This window comes from Variimorphobacter saccharofermentans (assembly GCF_014174405.1).
GTDB classification, from domain to species: Bacteria; Bacillota; Clostridia; order Lachnospirales; family Lachnospiraceae; genus Mobilitalea; species Mobilitalea saccharofermentans.
Window position 1 is genome coordinate 1,639,651 of the sequence record NZ_JACEGA010000001.1, and the last position, 21,980, is coordinate 1,661,630.

Annotated in this window: 22 protein-coding genes; 21 read left to right on the forward strand and 1 reads right to left on the reverse strand. The window is 38.7% G+C overall.

Going from position 1 to position 21,980, the window contains the following annotated elements:
- The first annotated feature begins 14 nt into the window (after nt 1-14).
- Both H0486_RS07155 and H0486_RS07160 read left to right on the forward strand, forming a co-directional pair.
- Nucleotides 15-848 (forward strand): glycerophosphodiester phosphodiesterase family protein, encoded by an 834-nt coding sequence (locus H0486_RS07155; RefSeq protein WP_228352343.1) that lies wholly within the window; start codon nt 15-17, stop codon nt 846-848.
- Nucleotides 849-913: 65 nt separating this feature from the next.
- Entirely contained in the window at nt 914-1,810 is an 897-nt protein-coding gene (locus tag H0486_RS07160) for an alpha/beta hydrolase (RefSeq protein ID WP_228352344.1), read from the forward strand.
- Nucleotides 1,811-2,130: 320 nt separating this feature from the next.
- Here H0486_RS07160 and H0486_RS07165 read toward each other — a convergent pair whose 3' ends face one another.
- Nucleotides 2,131-3,342 (reverse strand): argininosuccinate synthase, encoded by a 1,212-nt coding sequence (locus H0486_RS07165; RefSeq protein WP_228352345.1) that lies wholly within the window; start codon nt 3,340-3,342, stop codon nt 2,131-2,133.
- 770 nt (nt 3,343-4,112) lie between these two features.
- On the opposite strand from H0486_RS07165, the gene H0486_RS07170 reads away from it, so the two are divergent.
- The 19 genes from H0486_RS07170 to H0486_RS07260 all read left to right on the forward strand — a co-directional run bounded on the left by H0486_RS07170 (nt 4,113) and on the right by H0486_RS07260 (nt 21,973).
- Nucleotides 4,113-4,724 (forward strand): Maf family protein, encoded by a 612-nt coding sequence (locus H0486_RS07170; protein ID WP_228352346.1) that lies wholly within the window; start codon nt 4,113-4,115, stop codon nt 4,722-4,724.
- A gap of 100 nt (nt 4,725-4,824) precedes the next feature.
- Nucleotides 4,825-5,253 carry a GNAT family N-acetyltransferase gene (locus H0486_RS07175; RefSeq protein WP_228352347.1) on the forward strand — a complete coding sequence of 143 codons (429 nt, stop codon included), beginning with the start codon at nt 4,825-4,827 and terminating at the stop codon, nt 5,251-5,253.
- 85 nt (nt 5,254-5,338) lie between these two features.
- A complete protein-coding gene (gene argJ / locus H0486_RS07180) occupies nt 5,339-6,559 on the forward strand; it encodes a bifunctional glutamate N-acetyltransferase/amino-acid acetyltransferase ArgJ (protein WP_228352348.1) in 1,221 nt (406 codons plus the stop codon).
- A gap of 117 nt (nt 6,560-6,676) precedes the next feature.
- Entirely contained in the window at nt 6,677-7,570 is an 894-nt protein-coding gene (gene argB / locus H0486_RS07185; protein ID WP_228354385.1) for an acetylglutamate kinase, read from the forward strand.
- A 74-nt stretch (nt 7,571-7,644) separates the two neighbouring features.
- Nucleotides 7,645-8,835: an aspartate aminotransferase family protein gene (locus H0486_RS07190; protein ID WP_228352349.1), complete on the forward strand. Its 1,191-nt coding sequence runs from the start codon at nt 7,645-7,647 to the stop codon at nt 8,833-8,835.
- A gap of 228 nt (nt 8,836-9,063) precedes the next feature.
- Complete coding sequence (locus H0486_RS07195) at nt 9,064-9,513, forward strand: DMT family transporter (RefSeq protein ID WP_228352350.1); 450 nt, start codon at nt 9,064-9,066, stop codon at nt 9,511-9,513.
- A gap of 120 nt (nt 9,514-9,633) precedes the next feature.
- The gene (locus H0486_RS07200; RefSeq protein ID WP_228352351.1) at nt 9,634-10,374 is read left to right on the forward strand and encodes a helix-hairpin-helix domain-containing protein; all 741 of its coding nucleotides are present in this window, start codon (nt 9,634-9,636) and stop codon (nt 10,372-10,374) included.
- Between the two features lie 83 nt (nt 10,375-10,457).
- Entirely contained in the window at nt 10,458-11,156 is a 699-nt protein-coding gene (locus H0486_RS07205; RefSeq protein WP_228352352.1) for a response regulator transcription factor, read from the forward strand.
- A gap of 19 nt (nt 11,157-11,175) precedes the next feature.
- Entirely contained in the window at nt 11,176-12,588 is a 1,413-nt protein-coding gene (locus H0486_RS07210; RefSeq protein WP_228352353.1) for a sensor histidine kinase, read from the forward strand.
- 18 nt (nt 12,589-12,606) lie between these two features.
- Nucleotides 12,607-13,533, forward strand: a complete 927-nt coding sequence (locus tag H0486_RS07215; RefSeq protein ID WP_228352354.1) for a GerMN domain-containing protein — start codon at nt 12,607-12,609, stop codon at nt 13,531-13,533.
- A 21-nt stretch (nt 13,534-13,554) separates the two neighbouring features.
- A complete protein-coding gene (locus tag H0486_RS07220) occupies nt 13,555-15,858 on the forward strand; it encodes a DNA internalization-related competence protein ComEC/Rec2 (protein WP_228352355.1) in 2,304 nt (767 codons plus the stop codon).
- Between the two features lie 232 nt (nt 15,859-16,090).
- The gene (locus H0486_RS07225; protein ID WP_228352356.1) at nt 16,091-16,654 is read left to right on the forward strand and encodes an HD domain-containing protein; all 564 of its coding nucleotides are present in this window, start codon (nt 16,091-16,093) and stop codon (nt 16,652-16,654) included.
- Between the two features lie 127 nt (nt 16,655-16,781).
- Nucleotides 16,782-17,288 carry a GNAT family N-acetyltransferase gene (locus H0486_RS07230; RefSeq protein WP_267023506.1) on the forward strand — a complete coding sequence of 169 codons (507 nt, stop codon included), beginning with the start codon at nt 16,782-16,784 and terminating at the stop codon, nt 17,286-17,288.
- A gap of 239 nt (nt 17,289-17,527) precedes the next feature.
- The gene (modA, locus tag H0486_RS07235) at nt 17,528-18,343 is read left to right on the forward strand and encodes a molybdate ABC transporter substrate-binding protein (protein WP_228352357.1); all 816 of its coding nucleotides are present in this window, start codon (nt 17,528-17,530) and stop codon (nt 18,341-18,343) included.
- 24 nt (nt 18,344-18,367) lie between these two features.
- Nucleotides 18,368-19,042: a molybdate ABC transporter permease subunit gene (gene modB, locus H0486_RS07240; protein ID WP_267023507.1), complete on the forward strand. Its 675-nt coding sequence runs from the start codon at nt 18,368-18,370 to the stop codon at nt 19,040-19,042.
- Nucleotides 19,043-19,095: 53 nt separating this feature from the next.
- A complete protein-coding gene (locus H0486_RS07245; RefSeq protein ID WP_228352358.1) occupies nt 19,096-20,142 on the forward strand; it encodes a sulfate/molybdate ABC transporter ATP-binding protein in 1,047 nt (348 codons plus the stop codon).
- 268 nt (nt 20,143-20,410) lie between these two features.
- The gene (gene nifH / locus H0486_RS07250) at nt 20,411-21,232 is read left to right on the forward strand and encodes a nitrogenase iron protein (RefSeq protein WP_228352359.1); all 822 of its coding nucleotides are present in this window, start codon (nt 20,411-20,413) and stop codon (nt 21,230-21,232) included.
- A 19-nt stretch (nt 21,233-21,251) separates the two neighbouring features.
- Complete coding sequence (locus H0486_RS07255) at nt 21,252-21,578, forward strand: P-II family nitrogen regulator (protein ID WP_228352360.1); 327 nt, start codon at nt 21,252-21,254, stop codon at nt 21,576-21,578.
- An 11-nt stretch (nt 21,579-21,589) separates the two neighbouring features.
- Nucleotides 21,590-21,973: a P-II family nitrogen regulator gene (locus H0486_RS07260; RefSeq protein WP_228352361.1), complete on the forward strand. Its 384-nt coding sequence runs from the start codon at nt 21,590-21,592 to the stop codon at nt 21,971-21,973.
- Nucleotides 21,974-21,980 lie beyond the last annotated feature (7 nt).

Below are 21,980 nucleotides of genomic sequence, written 5' to 3' on the forward strand. Positions count from 1 at the left end.
GAGTTAATTTACATATGTTAATGAGCATTATTATTTTTATTATAGTCATTGTGCTATTATATTTACTGGCTATTATGCCAAAGTTACATCACAATGCGGATATTAAGAAACTGGATGGCTGGCTTTATGCTCACAGAGGTTTACATAATAATAGATCTGAAGCACCGGAGAATTCTCTCAAAGCCTTTTCACTGGCAGTGGAGAAAGGCTATGGAATAGAGCTGGATGTTCAGCTGACGAAGGATCTTGTACCTGTTGTATTTCATGATTATGATTTAAACCGAGCCTGTCATGCTGATGATAAAATATCCGACCTGAGTTACGAAGAATTAAGAAAATATACGCTTTTTCAGTCCCAAGAGAAAATTCCTACTCTGAATGAAGTATTGTCTGTGGTAGAGGGGAAAGTGCCTCTAATTATAGAACTGAAGATACCTTGGGCACCGGATAAGCTTTGTAATGTGGTTTCAAATATCCTGGATCAGTATCAGGGTGTTTATTGCATAGAGTCCTTTAATCCCTTTGGTCTTATGTGGTATCGGAAGCATAGACCGAAGATCGTCCGGGGGCAGCTTGCTACGGACTTTATTCGTGAGAAAGTAGAAGGAAGTAAAGTTCAGTATGTTATACTTAAGTATTTACTGATGAACTTTTTGACGAAACCGGATTTTATTGCATATCACCATGTATATAAAAAGAGCCTGTCGTTTACGATATGCAGAATACTATATCGAATTAAAACTGTAGCATGGACCATCCAATCTCAGAAGGATTATAATGATAGCAGAGGCTATTTTGAATGGATTATTTTTGACAGCTTCATACCGGAAGAAGTCCGTATGAATTGAGAATGGATTGGGGATGATTATCACATACGAATATGTAAAGGACGGGATGTGGTAATATATTCAATTTGTTAATCATAGGGCTACTCTTTGAATGGCTTTGGTGTTTATCAGACTTAGTGGTAAAACCCAGAATGCTATCTTATGATAAAGGTTTTCACAGAGAAGCTGCCTGTAAGAAGTTTGATCTTTCGGCCTACGAGAAAGCAAGGAAAAAATCATTTACGATCATTTCGGACTTTGGATATCCTATTTCCTGCGAAATACTGGAGCCCCTTCAACGAGAAAGTAGATGGAATAGTGGGAGCTTTTCCCTTGCTGTACTGTGTCATGGATTCGGATGCGCTAAGTATCATAGTTTGAAATACGCAGAGATCTTCCTTGAGCTTGGGTTAAGTGTGCTGATTTATGATCACCGAAATCATGGATTAAGTGGGAAGGCCTATACCTCTATGGGTTATTATGAACGGTATGACTTGAAGAAGGTTCTGGATTGGTGTTATTTGCAATACGGTGAGAATTGCAGAATTGTTACTCACGGTGAATCCATGGGAGCAGCGACGGTTTTATTACATCTGGGAATTGATTCGCGCGTAAAATGTGCCATTGCAGATTGTGCATATTCGGATCTGAAGCAGGAACTCCGTCACCAGCTCAAGCAATATTACCATTTGCCATGCTTATTAATACCGATTGAAAGTGGACTTACTTATCTGAGAGCGGGATTTTGGTATCGAGAGATTTCTCCAATGAGTGTAATGAGAGATATCGAAACACCAGTTATGTTTATTCACGGGAAGAGAGATAATCTGGTCCCAGCGAATATGTCAAAGCTGATGTACTCGCTTAAGAAGGACAAAAAGGCCATCTATCTTGTAGCTGGCGCCAGGCATGGTGAATGCGTCTGCAAAAATCGTGCCGGATATAAAATGAGAGTTGAGAACTTTCTTAAGAAATATTTATAAGTTGCTTCAGGTATTTAAATCTTTTAAATAATGATAGATAGCTCGTAAAGCGTACGTTCCTATCGTATAGGCTGTGAACGGAATAATAGAGTATATAAAAGGGCTGTTGTATAATATATTTGCAGGGCTATGACTTACCATAATGCACTGTCGGAAGAACTTGTTGTAAAATATTGTATGAATAAGATGAACTTTTCTGTTCGTCTAAGACATGCAATATTTACAATTAGTTCTTCCGTCTGTGTGTGAGGTAAGTCATAGTCCTACTGTTACATTATACAACAGCCCTTAGTTATAAAAAATTCTGTTAATCTGAATGCCTATTTCTTATCCAAAGAGGCCATCTTCATTGCGCGAACCTTTAAGGATAAACCAAAGAGATTAATAAAGCCTTCGGCATCGCGATGATCATATAGATCTCCAGTTGTAAATGATGCAATGCTTTCATTATATAAGGAATATGGAGAAGTAGTTCCTTGCTTAATAATATTACCCTTGTATAATTTTAGCTTAACCTCACCAGTAACGTATTCCTGTGTCACATCAATAAATGCCTGATATGCTTCACGCAAAGGAGTGAACCATTTTCCTTCATATACAATATCAGCAAAACGATTACCAATTTCCTTTTTTGCTGTTAAGGTTGCACGATCCAGGATGAGCTCCTCTAGTTGCATATGAGCTTCCATAAGAATCGTACCACCGGGAGTTTCATATACACCACGGGATTTCATACCTACAACACGGTTTTCTACGATATCGACAATACCAATTCCATGCTTTCCGCCAAGCTTATTAAGCTCTTTAATAATATCAGTTGCGGACATTATCTTTCCGTTAAGTGCAGTAGGAACACCCTTCTCAAAGCTTAAGCTGATGGTTTCACCTTGATCCGGAGCTTTCTCAGGTGATACACCCAATACCAGAAGATGATCATAATTCGGAGCATTCTCAGGTAATTCTAATTCCAGACCTTCATGACTGATATGCCAGAGGTTACGATCACGGGAATAACTGTTATCTGCAGAAAATGGAAGGTGAATTCCATGCTTTTCACAATATGCAATTTCCTCTTCACGGGAAGACATATCCCAAATTCTCCAAGGAGCAATGATTTTCAGATCGGGTGCCAGTGCTTTGATGGTAAGCTCAAAACGAACCTGATCATTTCCCTTACCGGTTGCACCGTGACAGATAGCGGTTGCACCTTCCAATCTAGCTATCTCTACCAGTCTTTTTGCAATAACTGGTCTTGCCATGGAAGTTCCCAGTAAATATTTATTTTCATAAACTGCATTTGCTTTTACACATGGGATTACATAATCGTCAACAAACTCATCAACTACGTCCTCAATGTATAATTTCGTAGCACCGGATAACTTAGCTCTTTCCTCTAAACCATCCAGCTCATTTCCCTGTCCCACATCAATACAAACACATACTACATCATAGTCATAGTTTTCCTTTAACCAGGGAATGATAGCGGTAGTATCAAGACCACCTGAATATGCAAGAATAACTTTTTCCTTCATATAATAACCTCCTATCATGGCAAAGTATGAACGAAACCGGTACATTATGATTCCCATACCTGATTTCCTATTGCATTTATTTTAATTGCATGCCATTTATATGTGATTAAATATACAACATATTTTATTATTATGCAATAGGAAAAATTAAAATATAACAAAAAAGTTGTGTTATATAACTCTTTGAAGAAGCGATAGGATTGGAGCAAGCCGGAGGCTGGAAGTATATCCTCCACGGAGCCGCTTGCGCTTAATTGCGCCTAGTAGCGGTACATAAGGCTCTATAGAACAGAGCCTAAATACCGACTGGCGCAAATGCTCCGTTCTGGATATACTTCCAGCCTCCGGTTTGCCCCAATCCTATCGCTTCTTTGTCGTTACATAAGACTCTAAAGGACAGAGTCTTATGTAACGACAAAGGTTTTCATTAAATTGTCTCATATGAAGTAGTTACTCGTATCTATTCTGTAATTGAAATCGTACCGGAACTCTGGTGTAGTCTGGATATTAATCAATCAGGACACGGTTTCCTGGTTCGTATAGCTTGAAGGGTAACCAGCTAGGACAATGTATGTAGTACGTGTGGTCTGTAATTTGAGTATGAACTGTTATGCATTTGTATATATACTTTCTTATTTTATGAAATAATAGGCATATACATTGATGGATAATTTTTATATAATAGGAAGGGTTAGGGTAATTACAATAACTGAGAATGAATACGTTAATCGGTGTAAAAAAATATATATACTTAAGAAAGGCGGGGAATTATGTATAAAGTGATTTTGGCATCGGGATCGCCAAGGCGGAAAGAGATAATGGATATAATGGGAATAAAATATGAAGTGATATCCAGTGATGTTAAGGAAGAGGTTCGTGAGACAGAGCCTGCCGCAATGGTTAAGGCACTGGCAATACTTAAGAGTAATGCTGTCGCGGACATCATTAATAAGGAGAAGCAAAAAGATCAGGAGTATATTATTATTGGCGCAGATACCATGGTATTTTATGAAGAAAATGCGTTGGGGAAACCGAAGGATGTGGAGGATGCAGTCAGAATGATCTCGATGCTATCTGGAGATACACATGAAGTATATACTGGAGTGGGTATTGTTATCCTTCATAATGATGGAGCAAGAGAAGAGCTTTCGACGGCAGTCTCCACGAAGGTATCTGTACAGGACATGACGATGGATCAGATTAGGGAGTATGTGGCTACGGGTGAGCCTATGGATAAAGCGGGGGCATATGCTATTCAAGGGCAATTTGGTATATATATTAAGGAAATCCAAGGTGATTATTATAATGTAGTTGGCTTCCCGATTGCAAAAATCTATTCTATGCTATTGAAAAAAGGGATTGATATAAAAAAATTAAAATAGGTATTGCATAAAATTTAACTCGGATGTATAATTATAAATATTTTTCAGGAAAGTAGTTTTCTGGAAGCTGATTTATAATACACAATGGGGTGGTGATGAGATGATACGACTATTCAGGATGGAGGATTATGAAGATGTGCTTCGTCTTTGGACTAAAACAGGTGGTATCGGCTTAAGAACATTGGATGATTCATATGAAGGAATAGAAAAGTTTGTAAGAAGAAATCCAAATACGAATTTTGTTGCAATTGAGGATAATCGTATCATTGGCGTAATCCTGAGTGGTCATGATGGACGAAGAGGATATATTTATCACGCCTGCGTTGCAGAACAGTACCGTAAGCAATCCATTGGAAGAACACTAGTTGATAAGGTAATTGAGGCGATGAAAGCAGAAAAGATTACAAAAGTATCACTGGTATGTTTTGCTGACAACAAGCTTGGAAATCATTTCTGGTGTAGCCAGGGTTGGAATCAACGGTCTGATCTGAATTATTATGATAAAAGTATAAATGAAATGAATATATGAGTATTTATAGAAAATAGTATTTATGCAATGAAGGCAAAGTTATGGGAGTATAACCCATAGAGAAAACGCTTAGGAGGATAGGAATATGAAGATAATAGAAGGCGGAGTAACAGCATCACAAGGATTTCAGGCATCGGGTGTATATGCCGGAATTAAGAAAAATAGAAAAGACATGGCATTAGTATATTCATCCGTACCTGCAAAGGGAGCAGGTACCTTTACTACAAATGTTGTGAAGGCAGCTCCTGTAATATGGGATATGAAGATCACAAAGGAAAGTCAATATGTTCAAGCTGTAGTACTAAATAGTGGTGTTGCCAATGCATGTACCGGAGCGGAAGGTGATAAGAATAATGAGTTAATGGCTGAAGCTGTTGCTAAGGCATTAAATATTCCGATTAATTCTGTATATACTGCTTCTACAGGTGTTATTGGAAAGCAGATGCCTATCGATGTAATCGTGAAAGGAGTATCCCTTCTTGCTGGTGAACTGAAACCAGGATTGGGAGCAGGAGCACAAGCAGCAGAAGCAATCATGACGACGGATACATATCCGAAGGAGTGTGCGGTAAGCTTTGTAATAGACGGAAAAGAAGTAAAGCTCGGAGGAATGGCAAAGGGTTCTGGAATGATACACCCCAACATGGCTACGATGCTGGCAGTAATAACTACGGATCTGGCTATCAGCAAAGAACTGTTACAGGAAGCATTAAGCGAGGATGTAAAACATTCCTTTAATATGATAAGTGTGGATCGAGATACCTCTACCAATGATTCCTTGCTGATCCTGGCGAACGGTCTGGCTGGGAATAAAGAAATCACGGAGAAGAACGATGATTATGATGCCTTCTGCAAAGCATTAAACTATGTTACAACGAACTTAGCCAAGAAAATAGCGGCAGATGGGGAAGGAGCAACCAAATTACTAGAGGTACAGGTGATTGGTGTAAAATCTGAAGAAGATGCCATATCCATAAGTAAATCAATCATTACCTCGAACTTAGTAAAATCAGCAGTATTTGGTAATGATGCAAACTGGGGAAGAATCCTGTGCGCTATGGGCTATTCAGGAGCAAGATTTGATCCTGATAAGGTAGACCTTTATATTGAGAGTGCTGATGGAAAGCTAAAGCTTGTGGAGAATGGATTAGGTACGGATTATTCGGAGGAATATGCTAGTAAGCTTCTATCGGGTAAGGAAGTCAAGGTAACCGTAGATCTGAAATCGGGTAATGCCACGGCAACTGCCTGGGGATGCGATTTAACCTACGACTACGTGAAAATTAATGCAGATTATCGATCATAAGATAAGGCTATAAATAAACAATTATTCAGGAATTACCCGGTAGGCTATGTAATAATCCGGGAATTCTTGTACAATTTATTTAGATAGGAAAAGGAAGGAAACAATACAATGGACCAAATGAATCAAATACTTTTAAAAGCCCAAACATTAATTGAGGCTCTTCCCTACATACAGAAATTTAATAATAAGAAGGTTGTAGTAAAGTACGGCGGTAGCGCTATGCTGGATGAAAGTCTTCAGTTAAATGTAATAAAGGACGTTGCATTACTTAAGCTGGTAGGAATGCAACCAATCATCGTACATGGCGGAGGTAAGGAAATTACGAAATGGCTGGGACTTCTTGGCCATGAGTCACGCTTTGTCGAAGGGCTTCGGGTAACTGATGAGCAAACCATGGAGGTAGCTGAAATGGTACTCGGCAAAGTGAACAAGAATCTCGTACAAATGGTCGAAAAGCTCGGTGTAAAAGCCGTAGGCATCAGTGGTAAGGACGGAAGTACACTTAAGGTAGAAAAGAGAACAGTGAATGGTCAGGACATTGGATTTGTAGGTAATATCAAGGAAGTAAATGCGGATCTGATCAATACGCTGATTGATAACAATTTTGTACCGGTGATTGCACCTATCGGTCTGGATGATAATTATCAAAATTACAACATTAATGCAGATGATGCAGCCTGCGCGGTAGCTACAGCCATCGGTGCCGAGAAATTGGTTTTCTTAACAGATATTGAAGGGGTATATGCAGATCCACAGGATAAAAGCAGTTTGATTTCCGTATTGACATTGGATAAAGCAGATGAGCTTCTTGACAGTGGCTTCATCGGTGGTGGCATGTTACCAAAGCTTAAGAACTGTGTGGATGCTGTGAAAAATGGGGTTAACAGAGTGCATATTCTGGATGGTAGAATTGAACACTGTCTTTTACTTGAATTCTTTACGAACAAAGGTATTGGTACTGCAATCATCGATAAGAAAAGCATGTTTGAGAATGAGACGATAGAGAAGTAATTAGTCGTATTGATGAAAATATTGTTATAGCGAAGAAAAATCATGGATGGAATGCAATTGAAGGGAGGATTATTATGAAACAATATATAGATGAAGCAGAAGCTTTATTGATGCATACTTACAATCGATACCAGATCGTATTGGATCGGGGCGATGGTGTATATGTATATGACACAAATGGAAAAAAATATCTGGATTTTGGTGCGGGAATAGCAGTGTTTGCTTTGGGATATGGACATAAAGAATTAAGTAATGCGCTGAAAAGCCAAATTGATAAGTTGATTCATACTTCGAACTACTTCTACAATGTTCCGACTATTGAGGCTGCTAAGAAATTAACTAAGGCCTCCGGTATGGATCGTGTATTCTTTACAAATAGCGGTACAGAAGCCATTGAAGGCGCGGTAAAGCTTGCAAGGAAATACTACTATAAAAAGCATGGAAAAGCAGATAGTGAGATCATATCCATGGGTCGTTCCTTTCATGGAAGAAGTATGGGTGCATTAAGCATCACCGGAACGAAGAAATATCGTGAGGCATTTGAGCCATTAATTGGGGGAGCTGTCTTTGCGGAATATAATGATCTGAATTCAGTGAAGGCGCTAATTAATTCAAAAACCTGTGCAATTGTTATGGAGACTGTTCAGGGTGAAGGAGGTATTTATCCGGCATCGAAAGAATTCATTGAAGGCATACGTGCTCTCTGTGATGAACATGGAATTCTCCTGATTCTTGATGAAATCCAGTGCGGTATGGGAAGAACGGGTGCAATGTTTGCTTATCAGAAATATGGAATAAAACCGGATATCATAACCTGTGCAAAAGCAATCGGATGTGGTATACCAGTTGGAGCATTTGCAGCTACGGAAGAGGTTGCAGCAGCATTCGAAGCGGGTGATCATGGAACAACCTATGGAGGTAACCCACTAGCCACTGCAGCTGTGAGTAAGGTATTCGATATATTTGAAAGTGATAATATATTAGCACATGTTAATGAAATAGCTCCGTATTTAGAACAGAAGCTGGATGCACTGGTGAATAAATATGATTTTATTCTGGAACGTAGAGGCATGGGGCTGATACAGGGACTGGAATTTAAAATTCCTGTAAAGGAGATAATAGAAAAGGTATTGAATGCAGGACTTGTATTGTTTACAGCAGGTAACAATATCATCCGATTTGTTCCTCCTCTTATTATCGAAAAGCAACATGTTGATGATATGGTAGGTATATTGGATCAGTGTCTAAGCACGATATCTAAGTAATCATTTTATGGTAATGGTTCAATATGAATTAATAGAATATTAAGTTTAATTTGGGCTGCTGATATTTGTACAACAGCCCAATTTTACTTAAGGAATCATGTAAGAATAAAAACTGCAAGCTCTGAGTATATTCTGATGGAAAACTGTATACGAACAACCAACTTTGGTAATGTTAAGAGAGAATAGATCTTTAATAAGGATTGAAGAAGAAAGGCAGGAAGGCAAAGTATGTGGGGTATCCTAATTGCGATTCTCTCAGGAGCATTAATGAGTATACAGGGTGTTTTTAACACTGGTGTAACAAAGCAGACCAGTATTTGGGTATCGGCAAGTTTCGTTCAGTTTACTGCATTATTAGTATGTCTAGGTGCATGGGTAGTAACCGGAAGGCAGGGGTATTTTAAGGAATTATTTAAGATTGACAATAAGTATATGCTACTGGGAGGTGTCCTGGGAGCGTTTATCACATATACGGTAATAAAGAGTGTGGATACATTAGGCCCTGCAATGGCGAATATGTTTATCATCACAGCACAGCTCATAGTAGCATATTTAATCGAGATATTCGGAATCTGTGGAACGGAGAAGGTACCGTTTGAGTGGAGAAAACTGGTGGGACTTGTTCTAGTAATAGCAGGGATTATCATTTTTAAGTGGAATCGTGGAAATTGCACTTGATAATGTTTGAATTATAGTGGAAATACCTATTGTAAATGATGTGCAGATTATGTAAAATAAGATTGTCTGAAAAAGTATAGAGGGTACTTTTTAAGTCTTCTTCAACTCAAGGAGGAGACAATGAATAAGAAGCTCATTATTTTAGGAGTTGTTATTGGCTTTATCATAATATCGGGAGTTTATTACAGCTATTCCCGCCTGAGCAAATCTGGAGAAGCCGTCTCACTAATCACCACTCTTAGTGAGGATGACGTGGATAATTCGAACAAGAAAGCGGATGCCAACTCATTAAATACCGATACAGAGAAGACTCTCGAGGAAGATCCTAATATCGATAAGATAGATGAGTCTAAGGAGCCGGATGTTTCGGAATTGGGAGATGAAGTCAGTGAACACTCAGTTATTTATGTACATTTATGTGGAGCAGTGAAACATCCTGGTGTATATCAGGTTGACACAGGAACCAGATTATATGATGTAATACAGGTATCCGGAGGCCTTACTGGGGATGCTGCAGGAGACTTTATAAATCAGGCTCAGGAGGTCACAGATGGCCAACGTATTTATATTCCTAGCAAGGAAGAGGTAAAGGAACTGGAATTATCCGATTATATCGCAAACCCTTCCGGAGATTATGATAATTCACAGAAGAATGATAAAACCTCCGAATTAGTAAATATCAATACGGCTGACAAGGAGGAATTAATGACACTCCCAGGAATTGGACACGCAAAGGCTGACAGCATAATTGAATATCGTTTAGCTAACGGTAAATTTATGAATACAGAAGATATTATGAATATACCGGGTATAAAGGAAGGACTGTATCGTAAGATTTCTTCGTATATTACAGTAAAATAGCATTTCAATCTAAGTATACTTATAGTAATATAGAATATAAAGGGTATGTGAAAGAAGACCATACTATAAATGAGGTGAAAAGAATGGCAAAGAAAGTACTTGTTGTTGATGATGAGAAATTGATAGTGAAAGGAATTCGGTTTAGTCTAGAGCAGGACGGTATGGAAGTGGATTGTGCCTATGATGGAGAAGAAGCAATAGAAGCCGCGAAAAAGAAAGAATATGATGTTGTATTACTGGATGTTATGCTTCCAAAGCTATCCGGATTCGAAGTATGTCAGCAAATAAGGGAATTTTCTTCGATGCCAATCATAATGCTCACTGCAAAAGGAGATGATATGGACAAAATTCTTGGCTTGGAGTATGGAGCGGATGATTATATCACAAAGCCCTTTAATATTCTTGAAGTAAAGGCAAGAATTAAGGCAATTATTCGCAGAAGTACTAAGAATACAACAACGAATAACAATGATTCAAAGACGGTAGTGTTTGGTGATATGAAGATAGATTGCGAAAATAGACGTGTCTATATTAGCGGAAAAGAGGTCAATTTAACAGCTAAGGAATTTGATCTGCTGGAATTACTGGTATTTAACCCGAATAAGGTATACAGTCGTGAAAATCTGTTGAATATTGTTTGGGGCTATGACTATCCGGGTGATGTAAGAACAGTGGATGTGCACATTCGTAGATTACGGGAAAAGATTGAAAGCAATCCTAGTGAGCCAAAATATATACATACAAAATGGGGTGTTGGATATTTTTTCCAAAATCAAGAGTAAATTGAAGTTTTTAAATAGTATGCGAATATATCTGCTATTGGCATTTATCCTATTAGGTGTGGTTCCATTGTCTTTCTTCTCACAGGTATTACTGAATACCTATGAGGAAAATGCAATCAACAATCTGGTGGCAGAGCTGCAGAATCAATGCAATATGCTCAGTAAATCACCATATACCACGACCTATCTTACCACGGGTGATGTACCGGAATTTGATTCTGATATAGCAAAAATAGCAGAGATTTATCATGGTCGAATTATTATTGTGAATAGTAACTTGAACATTGTGAAGGATACGTATTCACTCTATAAGGGTGATTATTTGATATCAGAAGAAGTGATCCAATGCTTTAACGGTACCAATCAAACCTATCATGACCGGCAGAATCACTATCTGAAGTTAACCTACCCCATCCTACAGCTACAGGATGACAAGGCCCAGCAGGAAAGCAAAGAAGTGGCGGGCGTTATTGTTATGAGTTTCTCCACAAAGAATATACAAAGTATTCGTGACAGACTTGAGCAGAGAGTTGTTCTATTTGCAATAGCACTTGCCGTTATCATTGTCGTATTTGCTATCTATTTCTCCGGTATTCTGACGAAGCCCTTAACAAATGTAGTGAATTCGATTGATCGTTTGACTGAGGGTTTTATGGATGAGAGTGTGTCGATAAAGGGATTTAATGAGATAGAGAAAATCTCAGATTCCTTTAATCACATGATTAACCGAATGCAGAAGCTGGAAAACTCCAGACAGGAATTCGTTTCTAATGTTTCCCATGAATTAAAAACGCCGATAACCTCTATTAAGGTGCTTGCCGATTCTCTATTAATGCAGGAGGATACTCCGGTAGAGCTTTATCGGGAATTCTTAGTGGATATTACGGATGAAATAGAGAGAGAGAATAAAATCATTAATGATCTGTTATCCCTGGTTAAGCTGGATAAGACGTCTGGAGATATGAATATTACCTCCATTAATATTAATGAATTGCTGGAACAGATCTTAAAACGATTGAGCCCGATTGCAAAAAAAAGGAATATTGAACTGATTTATGAAAGTTTTCGTCCGGTTATTGCGGAAGTAGATGAGGTGAAATTATCTCTTGCAATTTCAAATCTGATTGAAAATGCAATTAAATATAACATAGAGGATGGATGGGTCAGAGTATCCCTGAATGCGGATCATAAATATTTCTTCATCAAAGTATCGGACTCAGGAATAGGAATACCGGAAGATGCTATAGATTACATCTTTGAACGCTTCTATCGTGTGGATAAAGCCAGATCAAGAGAATCCGGCGGAACCGGATTAGGATTGGCAATTACTAAGAATGTAATCCAAATGCATCGTGGCGCGATTAAGGTATACAGTAAGGAAGGCGAAGGAACCACCTTTAATGTTCGAATTCCGCTAAACTATATTGTATAATCGGAAGGAATGTTTTGTATGAAAATAATGAGACAGCATCTGGTTGCTTTGATACTGGTTTCCCTTGTAATATTGCTTTCGGCTTGCCGGTCGAAGGATCCGAATGAGGAGTTAGCAAGTGAGTCCCAGTATAAGGTTTATTATATCAATTCAAAGACTTCCGGTTTGGAAAGTGTTAATTATGAAATAGCTGCGACAGAAAAAGAGGATCAGCTTAAGGAGCTATTTGACCAGCTAAAAAGAAAGCCGGATAATGTCTTGTATAAAAGTGCTATACCAGAGACAATCTCGGTGAAAGAGTATAAGTTTAATGAAGATGGTCTGCTTACGATTGATTTCGATGTCAGTTATAGTGAACTCACTGGCATACCGGAAGTACTATGCAGGGCTGCAATTGTTAAGACCCTGTGTCAGATACCGGGCATTGATATTATGGAATTCAATATCAATGGTCAGCCGTTACAGGTATCAGGTAATACGGTAGTAGGATTTATGACAGCGGAAGACTTTATTGATAATACCGGATCGGATACCAAAGTGAAGCTTTATTATGCAAATGAAGAAGGAAATGCATTAGTGGAATATATTGCGAAGGTAAACCTGACGGGAACCGGAACAATAGAAGAGCTTGTGCTCAATGAATTGATCAAGGGACCCACTGAAATTGGAATGATGAAAACCATTCCAGAGGGTACCAGTCTGATTAGTGTCACAACCAAGGAAGGATTGTGTACGGTGAATTTTAATGAAAAATTTCTGGATAAAGTACCGAATGTGACAGATGAAATAGCAATCTATTCTGTTGTTAATACACTGGTAGAATTACCGAATATTAATAAGGTGCAATTCTTAATAAACAATGAGACAAGAAAAACATATCGTGAAGGTACTGCCTTTGACGGAATTTTCGAACGAAAGCTACAGTTGATAGAAGGCAGTAATTAGCGTGGAATGGAGGAGTAATTATTGATTAAACGGCCACTTATCTGGCTGTCATTTGCTTATATCATAGGTATTTGCTTTACCTGGAGCAAAATGGAGATATCATGGGCATATATTCTGATAGCCGTATATCTTTTCCTGATCTCATATCTGTTTCGTCAAAATCACAAGAGAATTTTCAACCGGCAGGACCGGTATATCTGGTTCCTGCCATTACTATTTCTAATGGGCGTATTTTCAACGCTTGAGCAGATTAAGCCGCCTGAGATTGATCGCTTCTTTGAACGAGAAATCAGATGTGAGCTGACCGGGGACATTACTACTATTGTAGAACGAGAAAAGGGAAAGACACTTTATGTAACCAGGAACACGATTACCTTGTCTGACGGAAAATCCTTTCTATGTGAAAATATTATCATCTATACCTCGAATTCACTGACCTATCGGGTCGGTAATCAAATCATCGCAAAAGGAAAGCTTCAAAAATTCTCTAAGGCCACCAATCCAGGCCAATTCAATGAACTGCTATACTTCCAGATAGAAAATATCGATTATAAAATGATATCCGATGAGATTATGATTTCTGATGCTGGATATTCCAGATATCATGCGTTATTAGGAGAAATAAAGACAAAGTTCATGAAGGTGTATCAAAAAATTCTGCCTCAGAGGAATTCTGGAGTGATTATTGCCATGCTTCTTGGCGAAAAGCATTTACTTGAGGAAGATATTGAAAGCCTTTATCGGGAAAATGGACTATCCCATATACTTGCAATCTCCGGTCTCCATACATCTCTTATTGGAATGAGTATTTTCTGGATACTAAAGCGATGCAGGATACCAGTCATTCCTGCCACCTTAGTAACCATACTTTTTCTTTATAGCTATGGCATTCTCACTAACTTCAGTATATCAACCAACCGCGCAGTAGTTATGATGATCATTCAGCTGCTTGCGGCTATCTTCGGAAAGACCTATGACATGCTTTCTGCTATGGCACTGAGTGCTTTGATCATACTTCTTCAAAATCCACTTCAATTATTTAGTGCCGGATTTCTGCTATCCTTTGGCGCTGTCTTGGGAATTAGTGTTATCTTACCGTGTTTTCGAAAGTTAATCTCCCCCAAGAATCAAATTATCGATAAGCTTCTTCTAAGTATATGTGCCCAGATTGCTACAACTCCCATGATATTATTATTCTATTATCAATATCCGCTCTATGGGGTCCTGACAAATTTGGTTCTTTTGCCTCTTATGACATTATTAACTCTTACTGCTATTCTGGCAGGAGTCATCGGAGTCTTCTTCCTCCCGGCAGGAGTCTTTCTAGCTGGAGGAGTAGAATATATCCTTCGGTTTTACGAAGGGGTTTGTAAGCTGGGTAGTTCACTTCCATATAATTTAGTAACCGTTGGAAAGCCCAATCTCCTTCAAATTACATTGTATATCCTACATATCATTTTGTTTGCTTATATTGCAAATCGGAAGCAATGTAAAATCATTCTTCTCATTCCGCTTTTTGCTACGTTTATCCTTCTCCTTCCACAGCAAAATCCCGGTTTACAGATTACGATGCTGGATGTAGGTCAAGGAGAGGCAATCTATATGAAAACGGATCAGGGAACAACTTTTCTTGTGGATGGCGGAAGCAGTGATGTGAAAAAGGTCGGCAGCTACAGGATTGAGCCCTTTTTGCTATCACAGGGAAGCGATACACTTCATTACGTGATTGTTACACATTCAGATTATGATCATATTAGCGGATTGACAGAGCTTATTCTGAATCATCGTATTACGATACATCATCTTATCCTACCATATCTCAAAACAAAGGATGAAGCCTATATGGATTTGGAGAGCTTGGCTATAGATAATGGAATCTCTGTACATTATATACAGGCAGGCAATACTTTAACAGAAGGCAGGTTGAACATGACCTGTCTTCATCCATCCGCCGATTTTATTGGTACTTCCAGTAACTCTTTCTCTACTGTATTAAGTGTAAATTATGGTGAGTTTGATCTACTATTGACAGGAGATATGGATATGGGTGGAGAGGATGAACTAATTTCTATGATGGATTACGATATTTTACAGGTAGCTCATCATGGATCGAAGTATTCCACAAGTAAGGAGTTTCTCAACGTAGTTAAGCCGGAGTATTCATTGATTTCCTGTGGTAAGAACAATCGCTATGGACATCCTCATATGGAATTGTTGAATCGATTAGATGATGTAGGAAGTGAAGTGACAATTACATATGAAAGCGGAGCCATTACTATAATGACAGATGGGGAGAGGGTGTTGGTTAGAAAATATACTGATTAAATATTATGCATTATTCCATTATTCATTGATTTAGTAGCTTATGCAACATGTTTAATAGCAAAAATAGTACATAATAAAGAAACCAGGAATTACTCCAACAATTGATGTATTGTAAATTATGCTTTTTTTGTTATTATATAGTAAGTATAAGAATTGAATCGCCGCGTTCCAGCGTTGGAAAGAGCACTGTCAGTGAGTTAATTTAGATAATAATGAGAAGGAGACAATTTAAATGGATGCAAGAAAGTTATTGGACATCTTATCGGTTGCAGAAAGGTTAAAAGATACGACACGTCATTGCTATACAGCAAAAGGAAGACATGAAAGTGTAGCGGAGCATAGTTGGATGATGACGCTGATGGCATTCTTCATGCGGGACGAGTTCCCCGAGGCAGATATGGATAAAGTTATTAAAATGTGTATTATTCATGATCTGGGCGAATGTTTTACTGGGGATATTCCAGCTTTTGATAAAAATCAGGCACATGAAGAAGTGGAGGAAAAAGAATTGTATCATTGGATTGATTCTCTACCTCCAAGATATTCAACAGAAATGAGAGAGCTTTATGAAGAAATGAAAGAACGTAAAACGATTGAAGCCAGAATCTATAAATCTATTGATGGCCTGGAAGCATTAATTCAGCATAATATTTCTGATTTGTCTACATGGATTCCGAAGGAATATGAACTTAATCTCACCTATGCGGATGATAAAGTAGGTTTTTCCGAATATCTTATGGAATTAAGACAGGCTATCCGCCAAGATAGCATTAAAAAAATTGAAGCAGGTAAATAATAATCCTTGAAAAAGTAAGAAAATACAGGTATAGTAGGGTGTATATTTTACTAGCTCATCTTTGATGAAGTCAGTATTCATATGTCAATAATGCATCTAATATTACTCATATAGTGGAGGGATACAAATGATAATTGATACTAGTTTAGAAGGTTTTAAGTTAAGATTCGCAGAGGAAAAAGATGTTCCTTTAATACTGGAATTGATTAAGGAATTGGCTGATTATGAAAAAATGCTGGATGAAGTGGTTGCGACAGAAGAAGATATATACGAATCCCTATTTGAAAGAAAAGTGGCAGAGGTTGTTATCGGGGAATATCAGAATAAACCGGTTGGTTATATAATATTCTTTCATAATTTCTCAACGTTCTTAGGAAGACCAGGCATTTACTTGGAAGATTTATATGTGAAACCCGAAATGAGAGGAAAGGGTATGGGAAAAATCATGCTTTCTTTTCTTGCTAAATTATGTATAGAAAGAAAGTGTGGAAGATTAGAATGGAATTGCCTGGACTGGAATCAACCATCAATAAACTTCTACAAGCAAATGGGTGCAATTCCTATGGATGAATGGACAATATACAGAGTATGTGATGATGCATTAAAGAAATTAGCGATGAGGTTCGATGAGTAGGATTTACTAAAGCAATCTCATTTAATTATAAAAAAGAATTGACAAAACAAGTATTCCTGTTATATCATATGCCAATATTATGAAGTTTAGTTTTCAACTATCATATTGTTGTCAATGAATATGACATAGGCGTCTTAGCTTAGACTAAGGCGCCTTTTTTAGTTCATGGCATGATACCTTAGAAGCTGATATCTAAAATATGAAAGTTATGTTTATTATGTAGAAAGGATGGTGCTTGTATGAAGAGTATAGGAATGCTTCATAAAGAAGATCGAAAACGGATCGGAACCCGAAGAATAATTGAGAGTATTGTATTACTCCTATTATTATTGTTCGGGATCATCTGGTCCCAAGGCAGGGAAAAGCAAAAGGAGCTGCTGATCGCTGCTGCTGCAAGTATGAAGCCGGCGATGGAAGAACTGCTTGAAGATTACCGAAAGCAACATCCGGAGATTAAGATTCAGATTACATATGGAGGCTCCGGTACTCTGGAACAACAGATACGCCAGGGAGCACCAATTGATCTATTCCTTTCGGCATCAGTGGACAATATGGATTCACTGGGTGAAGATGATTTGATTATAGATAAAACCAGAGTCGATTTATTACAAAATCAACTGGTGTTGATTGAGTCAATCAACAATACAATTAATCTCCAAGGCTTTAATGATTTAGTGAAAGCCTCCAGAATAGCCATGGGAGATCCCCGATCAGTTCCTGCCGGAAAGTATGCCTATGAGGTATGCCAGTCTTTGGGACTATGGGAAGATGTGGAGAAGCTAGTCGTATACGGAAAGGACGTTACAGAGGTATTGACCTGGGTTGCCTCCGGTAATGCGGATGTCGGTATGGTATATTCAACAGAAGCAAGCTTAAGTGATCAGGTTAGAATCGTAACACAGGCTCCGGAGGGTAGCCATAGCAGGATTATCTACTGTGCTGCGGTGGTAAAGGAAACCAGCGACGAGAGAGAAGGGATGGAACTGATTAATTATCTTATTTCTCCGGGAGCGCAGGAGGTATTTTTCAAGTATGGATTTTTACCTATCGAGTAATTGAATGGAAAGGAAGGGATCAGTATGGATTTATCACCGTTTTGGATTTCACTTAAAGTTGCATTGACGGCAACGGTCATTAGTTTTTTACTTGGTACTTATATTGCTTTTCGAATGAAAGGGAATTTAACGAAAGGATCGCAGCTTTTCGATATCATATTGAATCTGCCCTTAGTATTGCCACCCACAGTAGCAGGATTGCTATTACTAATGATATTTGGGAAGAAGGGCCTTTTGGGAAAAACATTGTTACAGCTTGGATATCAGATTATTTTTACCAAAGAAGGTGCTGTGCTAGCAGCGGCTTTTGTTGCTTTTCCTCTCATGTACCGTTGTGCGAAGTCAGCCTTTGCCCAAGTGGACCAAAAGCTGATAGAAGCCGGGAGAACCCTAGGAATGTCAGAGTATGCAATTTTTATAAAAATTATACTTCCTCTGTCATTACCTGGAATCGTATCCGGAGTGATATTATCCTTTGCCAGAGCTTTAGGGGAATTCGGAGCAACATTGATAGTAGCGGGAAATATACCAGGGGTAACACAGACCATGCCTTTGGCAATCTATATGAATCTTCAAAGTGGAAATTATCAATTTGCTCTGCTTTGGAGTGGAATATTAATTGCCTTTTCTTTCTTTATGATGCTTCTGATTAAATGCATCACTCATCGATTTAGGGGAGGTATTGCTGCATACAGATAGAGGAAGTATCGTAAGTAACCGAAGGAATGAAAGGCAGTGATAGGAGGGTATATATGAACTTATTGGTCAACATAAAGAAGAAGTATAAGAATTTCACTCTTTCGGTCAACATAGAAAGTCAGGGTAATGCCTTAGGTTTATTGGGTGCTTCCGGTAGTGGTAAAAGTATGACATTAAGATGTATTGCAGGGATAGAAACACCGGATCACGGATGTATCAGGCTAAACGATCAAGTGGTGTTTGATTCAGAACAGGGCATCAATATACCACCAAGATATCGTAACATAGGGCTGCTTTTTCAAAATTATGCTTTGTTCCCCCATATGACAGTAAATGAAAACATTAAGATCGGTATGAAGGATAAAGCCAATCACCAACAACGGCTACAACAGCTGCTGGCAATGTTTTCGATAGAAAATCTACAGAATTGCTACCCATGGCAGCTATCCGGTGGAGAGCAGCAAAGAGTTGCAATGGCCAGGCTTCTGGCTTATGAGCCTGAGCTCTTATTGCTGGATGAACCCTTTTCCGCATTGGATACTCACCTAAAAGAAGAATTATTCCCAGAGCTTAAAGCAATTCTATCGGATTATGGAAAGGATATTATCTTGGTATCCCATAGTAAAGGTGAGCTATACCAGTTTTGTGATTCTATTGCCGTTCTGGATCACGGCGCTGTAGTGGAATACGGACCGAAATGTCAGATATTCGGGCATCCTGAACAGGTAAGTACCGCAAGGCTGATTGGGTGCAGGAATATCTCCAGAATAAAAAGGATAGGAGAGTATGAGCTTATGGCCCTGGACTGGAACCTTTGTCTAAAGACTATGGAAAGGATTTCAGAGGAGATCCGCTTCATCGGAATATGTGGAAATCGCCTAAAACTGACAATGTCTGCCGATGAAAATACCATCCCGGTAGAATTGGTAGAGGTACTGGAGGGACCGAAGGAGGTAAACCTGATTTATCATAATTCCAAGATATTGGACGATAAGCATAGATTTCACCTTACCTTAGCAAAGGATGAGTGGGATAACCTAACAGAATGCAGGAGGGGATATTTGCATTTCCCAAAGGAATATCTTCTGTTACTAAAATAGGTATTAATAGTGTAAAGTGTGCAAAAATAATTATGTATCAGATATAAATTTTGACAATTTAATGTATTGAAACACATTTTTCCATATGCTAGAATAGCGACTATAGTAATTACCGGTAATCAACAGATCAATTCTATATATTAAGCCTGCATACTATGTGCAGGTAAAGTCTTTAGACAGAGACGTCATTCCTTCTTCATGAGAAGGGAATGGCTCTTTTTTTTTTAAAGGGAACACAATTTTTTATATTAAAAAGGAGGCTATTGCTATGAGACAGGTCGCAATTTATGGTAAAGGTGGAATTGGAAAATCAACAACAACACAGAATTTAACTGCTGGGTTAGGAGAAATGGGTAAAAACATTATGATTGTAGGCTGTGATCCAAAGGCTGACTCCACAAGATTAATTTTGGGTGGTCTGGCACAAAGAACAGTTCTTGATACGTTAAGAGAAGAAGGAGAGGATATCGATCTGGACTTCATTATGAAACGGGGATTTGCCAATATCCGATGTGTAGAGTCCGGAGGACCGGAGCCCGGTGTTGGCTGTGCAGGTCGAGGAATCATTACTTCCATCAGTTTGCTGGAGCAGCTTGGAGCATATACCGATGATCTGGATTATGTATTCTATGATGTACTTGGTGATGTAGTTTGTGGTGGATTTGCAATGCCAATTCGTGAAGGAAAAGCGCAGGAAATATACATCGTAGCTTCTGGAGAGATGATGGCACTCTATGCAGCCAACAATATCTCCAAGGGTATTTCCAAATACGCTTCGACAGGAGGTGTCAGGCTGGGTGGAATCATCTGTAACTCCAGAAAGGTGGATGGAGAAGCGGAGCTGGTAAGTGCCTTTGCCAAGGAGCTAGGCTCCCAGATGATACACTTTGTACCAAGAGATAATATGGTTCAGAGAGCGGAGATCAATAAAAAGACCGTAATTGATTATGATCCCAATGCGAACCAGGCAGATGAATACCGGGAATTGGCAAAGAAAATCGACGGTAATGATATGTTTGTAATACCGAAGCCAATGAAGCAGGAACGTCTGGAAGAGCTTCTTATGGAACATGGAATCTTAGATATATAAATCAAAAGGAGGAAGGTATATGGTATTAGTAAGAGCAATCATACGTCCTGAAAAGGTAGGGATCGTGTTATCTGAACTTTTGGCAGCAGGCTTTCCTGCCGTAACCAAAATGGATGTATACGGTAGAGGTAAGCAAAAGGGAGTTAAGGTCGGGGAAGTATATTATGACGAAATTCCCAAGGAGATGTTATTAATGGTTGTGGAAGATAAAGATAAGGATGATGTCGTTCGTATCATTATGAAATATGCAAGAACAGGGGAAGAAGGTCATTTTGGAGATGGTAGAATATTCGTCAGCCCTGTGGAGGAGGCATATACCATCAGTAGTAGAAAGAAAGGATTATAGGAGGGATTGTTATGAAGGAAATTATTGCTATTATCAGGCAGAACAAGGTCAATGTTACCAAGTCGGCTTTAGCGGAAGCCGGAATTCCTTCCTTCACCTGTAGAAGAGCTCTTGGTCGAGGCAAGAAGCTGATGGATCCTAATTTGTTCTTTGCCATCATGGATTCAGAGGAAGCACCATCCGATACCATAGGTGAATATCTCTCAGAAACGAATCGCCTAATTCCCAAGAGAATATTTACGACAATTATTGATGATGATCAAGTGGAGCTGGTGGTAGATACTATTATGGAAGCCAATTCCACCGGTAATCCCGGAGACGGCAAGATATTCGTCCTTCCAATCCTTGAGAATTACCGGGTAAGGAATGGAGAAATCACTACGGAAGTATATTAGCTGGGAG

What these genes read in the sequence shown, in the direction of transcription:
- H0486_RS07175 (WP_228352347.1), top strand. Translation starts at nt 4,825, where the DNA reads ATGATACGACTATTCAGGATGGAGGATTATGAAGATGTGCTTCGTCTT.
- modA (WP_228352357.1), top strand. Translation starts at nt 17,528, where the DNA reads ATGAAGAGTATAGGAATGCTTCATAAAGAAGATCGAAAACGGATCGGA.
- H0486_RS07245 (WP_228352358.1), top strand. Translation starts at nt 19,096, where the DNA reads ATGAACTTATTGGTCAACATAAAGAAGAAGTATAAGAATTTCACTCTT.
- H0486_RS07155 (WP_228352343.1), top strand. Translation starts at nt 15, where the DNA reads ATGTTAATGAGCATTATTATTTTTATTATAGTCATTGTGCTATTATAT.
- H0486_RS07215 (WP_228352354.1), top strand. Translation starts at nt 12,607, where the DNA reads ATGAAAATAATGAGACAGCATCTGGTTGCTTTGATACTGGTTTCCCTT.
- H0486_RS07255 (WP_228352360.1), top strand. Translation starts at nt 21,252, where the DNA reads ATGGTATTAGTAAGAGCAATCATACGTCCTGAAAAGGTAGGGATCGTG.
- argJ (WP_228352348.1), top strand. Translation starts at nt 5,339, where the DNA reads ATGAAGATAATAGAAGGCGGAGTAACAGCATCACAAGGATTTCAGGCA.
- H0486_RS07165 (WP_228352345.1), bottom strand. Translation starts at nt 3,342, where the DNA reads ATGAAGGAAAAAGTTATTCTTGCATATTCAGGTGGTCTTGATACTACC.
- H0486_RS07225 (WP_228352356.1), top strand. Translation starts at nt 16,091, where the DNA reads ATGGATGCAAGAAAGTTATTGGACATCTTATCGGTTGCAGAAAGGTTA.
- modB (WP_267023507.1), top strand. Translation starts at nt 18,368, where the DNA reads ATGGATTTATCACCGTTTTGGATTTCACTTAAAGTTGCATTGACGGCA.
- H0486_RS07210 (WP_228352353.1), top strand. Translation starts at nt 11,176, where the DNA reads ATGCGAATATATCTGCTATTGGCATTTATCCTATTAGGTGTGGTTCCA.
- H0486_RS07205 (WP_228352352.1), top strand. Translation starts at nt 10,458, where the DNA reads ATGGCAAAGAAAGTACTTGTTGTTGATGATGAGAAATTGATAGTGAAA.
- H0486_RS07200 (WP_228352351.1), top strand. Translation starts at nt 9,634, where the DNA reads ATGAATAAGAAGCTCATTATTTTAGGAGTTGTTATTGGCTTTATCATA.
- H0486_RS07170 (WP_228352346.1), top strand. Translation starts at nt 4,113, where the DNA reads ATGTATAAAGTGATTTTGGCATCGGGATCGCCAAGGCGGAAAGAGATA.
- H0486_RS07190 (WP_228352349.1), top strand. Translation starts at nt 7,645, where the DNA reads ATGAAACAATATATAGATGAAGCAGAAGCTTTATTGATGCATACTTAC.
- H0486_RS07260 (WP_228352361.1), top strand. Translation starts at nt 21,590, where the DNA reads ATGAAGGAAATTATTGCTATTATCAGGCAGAACAAGGTCAATGTTACC.
- argB (WP_228354385.1), top strand. Translation starts at nt 6,677, where the DNA reads ATGAATCAAATACTTTTAAAAGCCCAAACATTAATTGAGGCTCTTCCC.
- nifH (WP_228352359.1), top strand. Translation starts at nt 20,411, where the DNA reads ATGAGACAGGTCGCAATTTATGGTAAAGGTGGAATTGGAAAATCAACA.
- H0486_RS07195 (WP_228352350.1), top strand. Translation starts at nt 9,064, where the DNA reads ATGTGGGGTATCCTAATTGCGATTCTCTCAGGAGCATTAATGAGTATA.
- H0486_RS07230 (WP_267023506.1), top strand. Translation starts at nt 16,782, where the DNA reads ATGATAATTGATACTAGTTTAGAAGGTTTTAAGTTAAGATTCGCAGAG.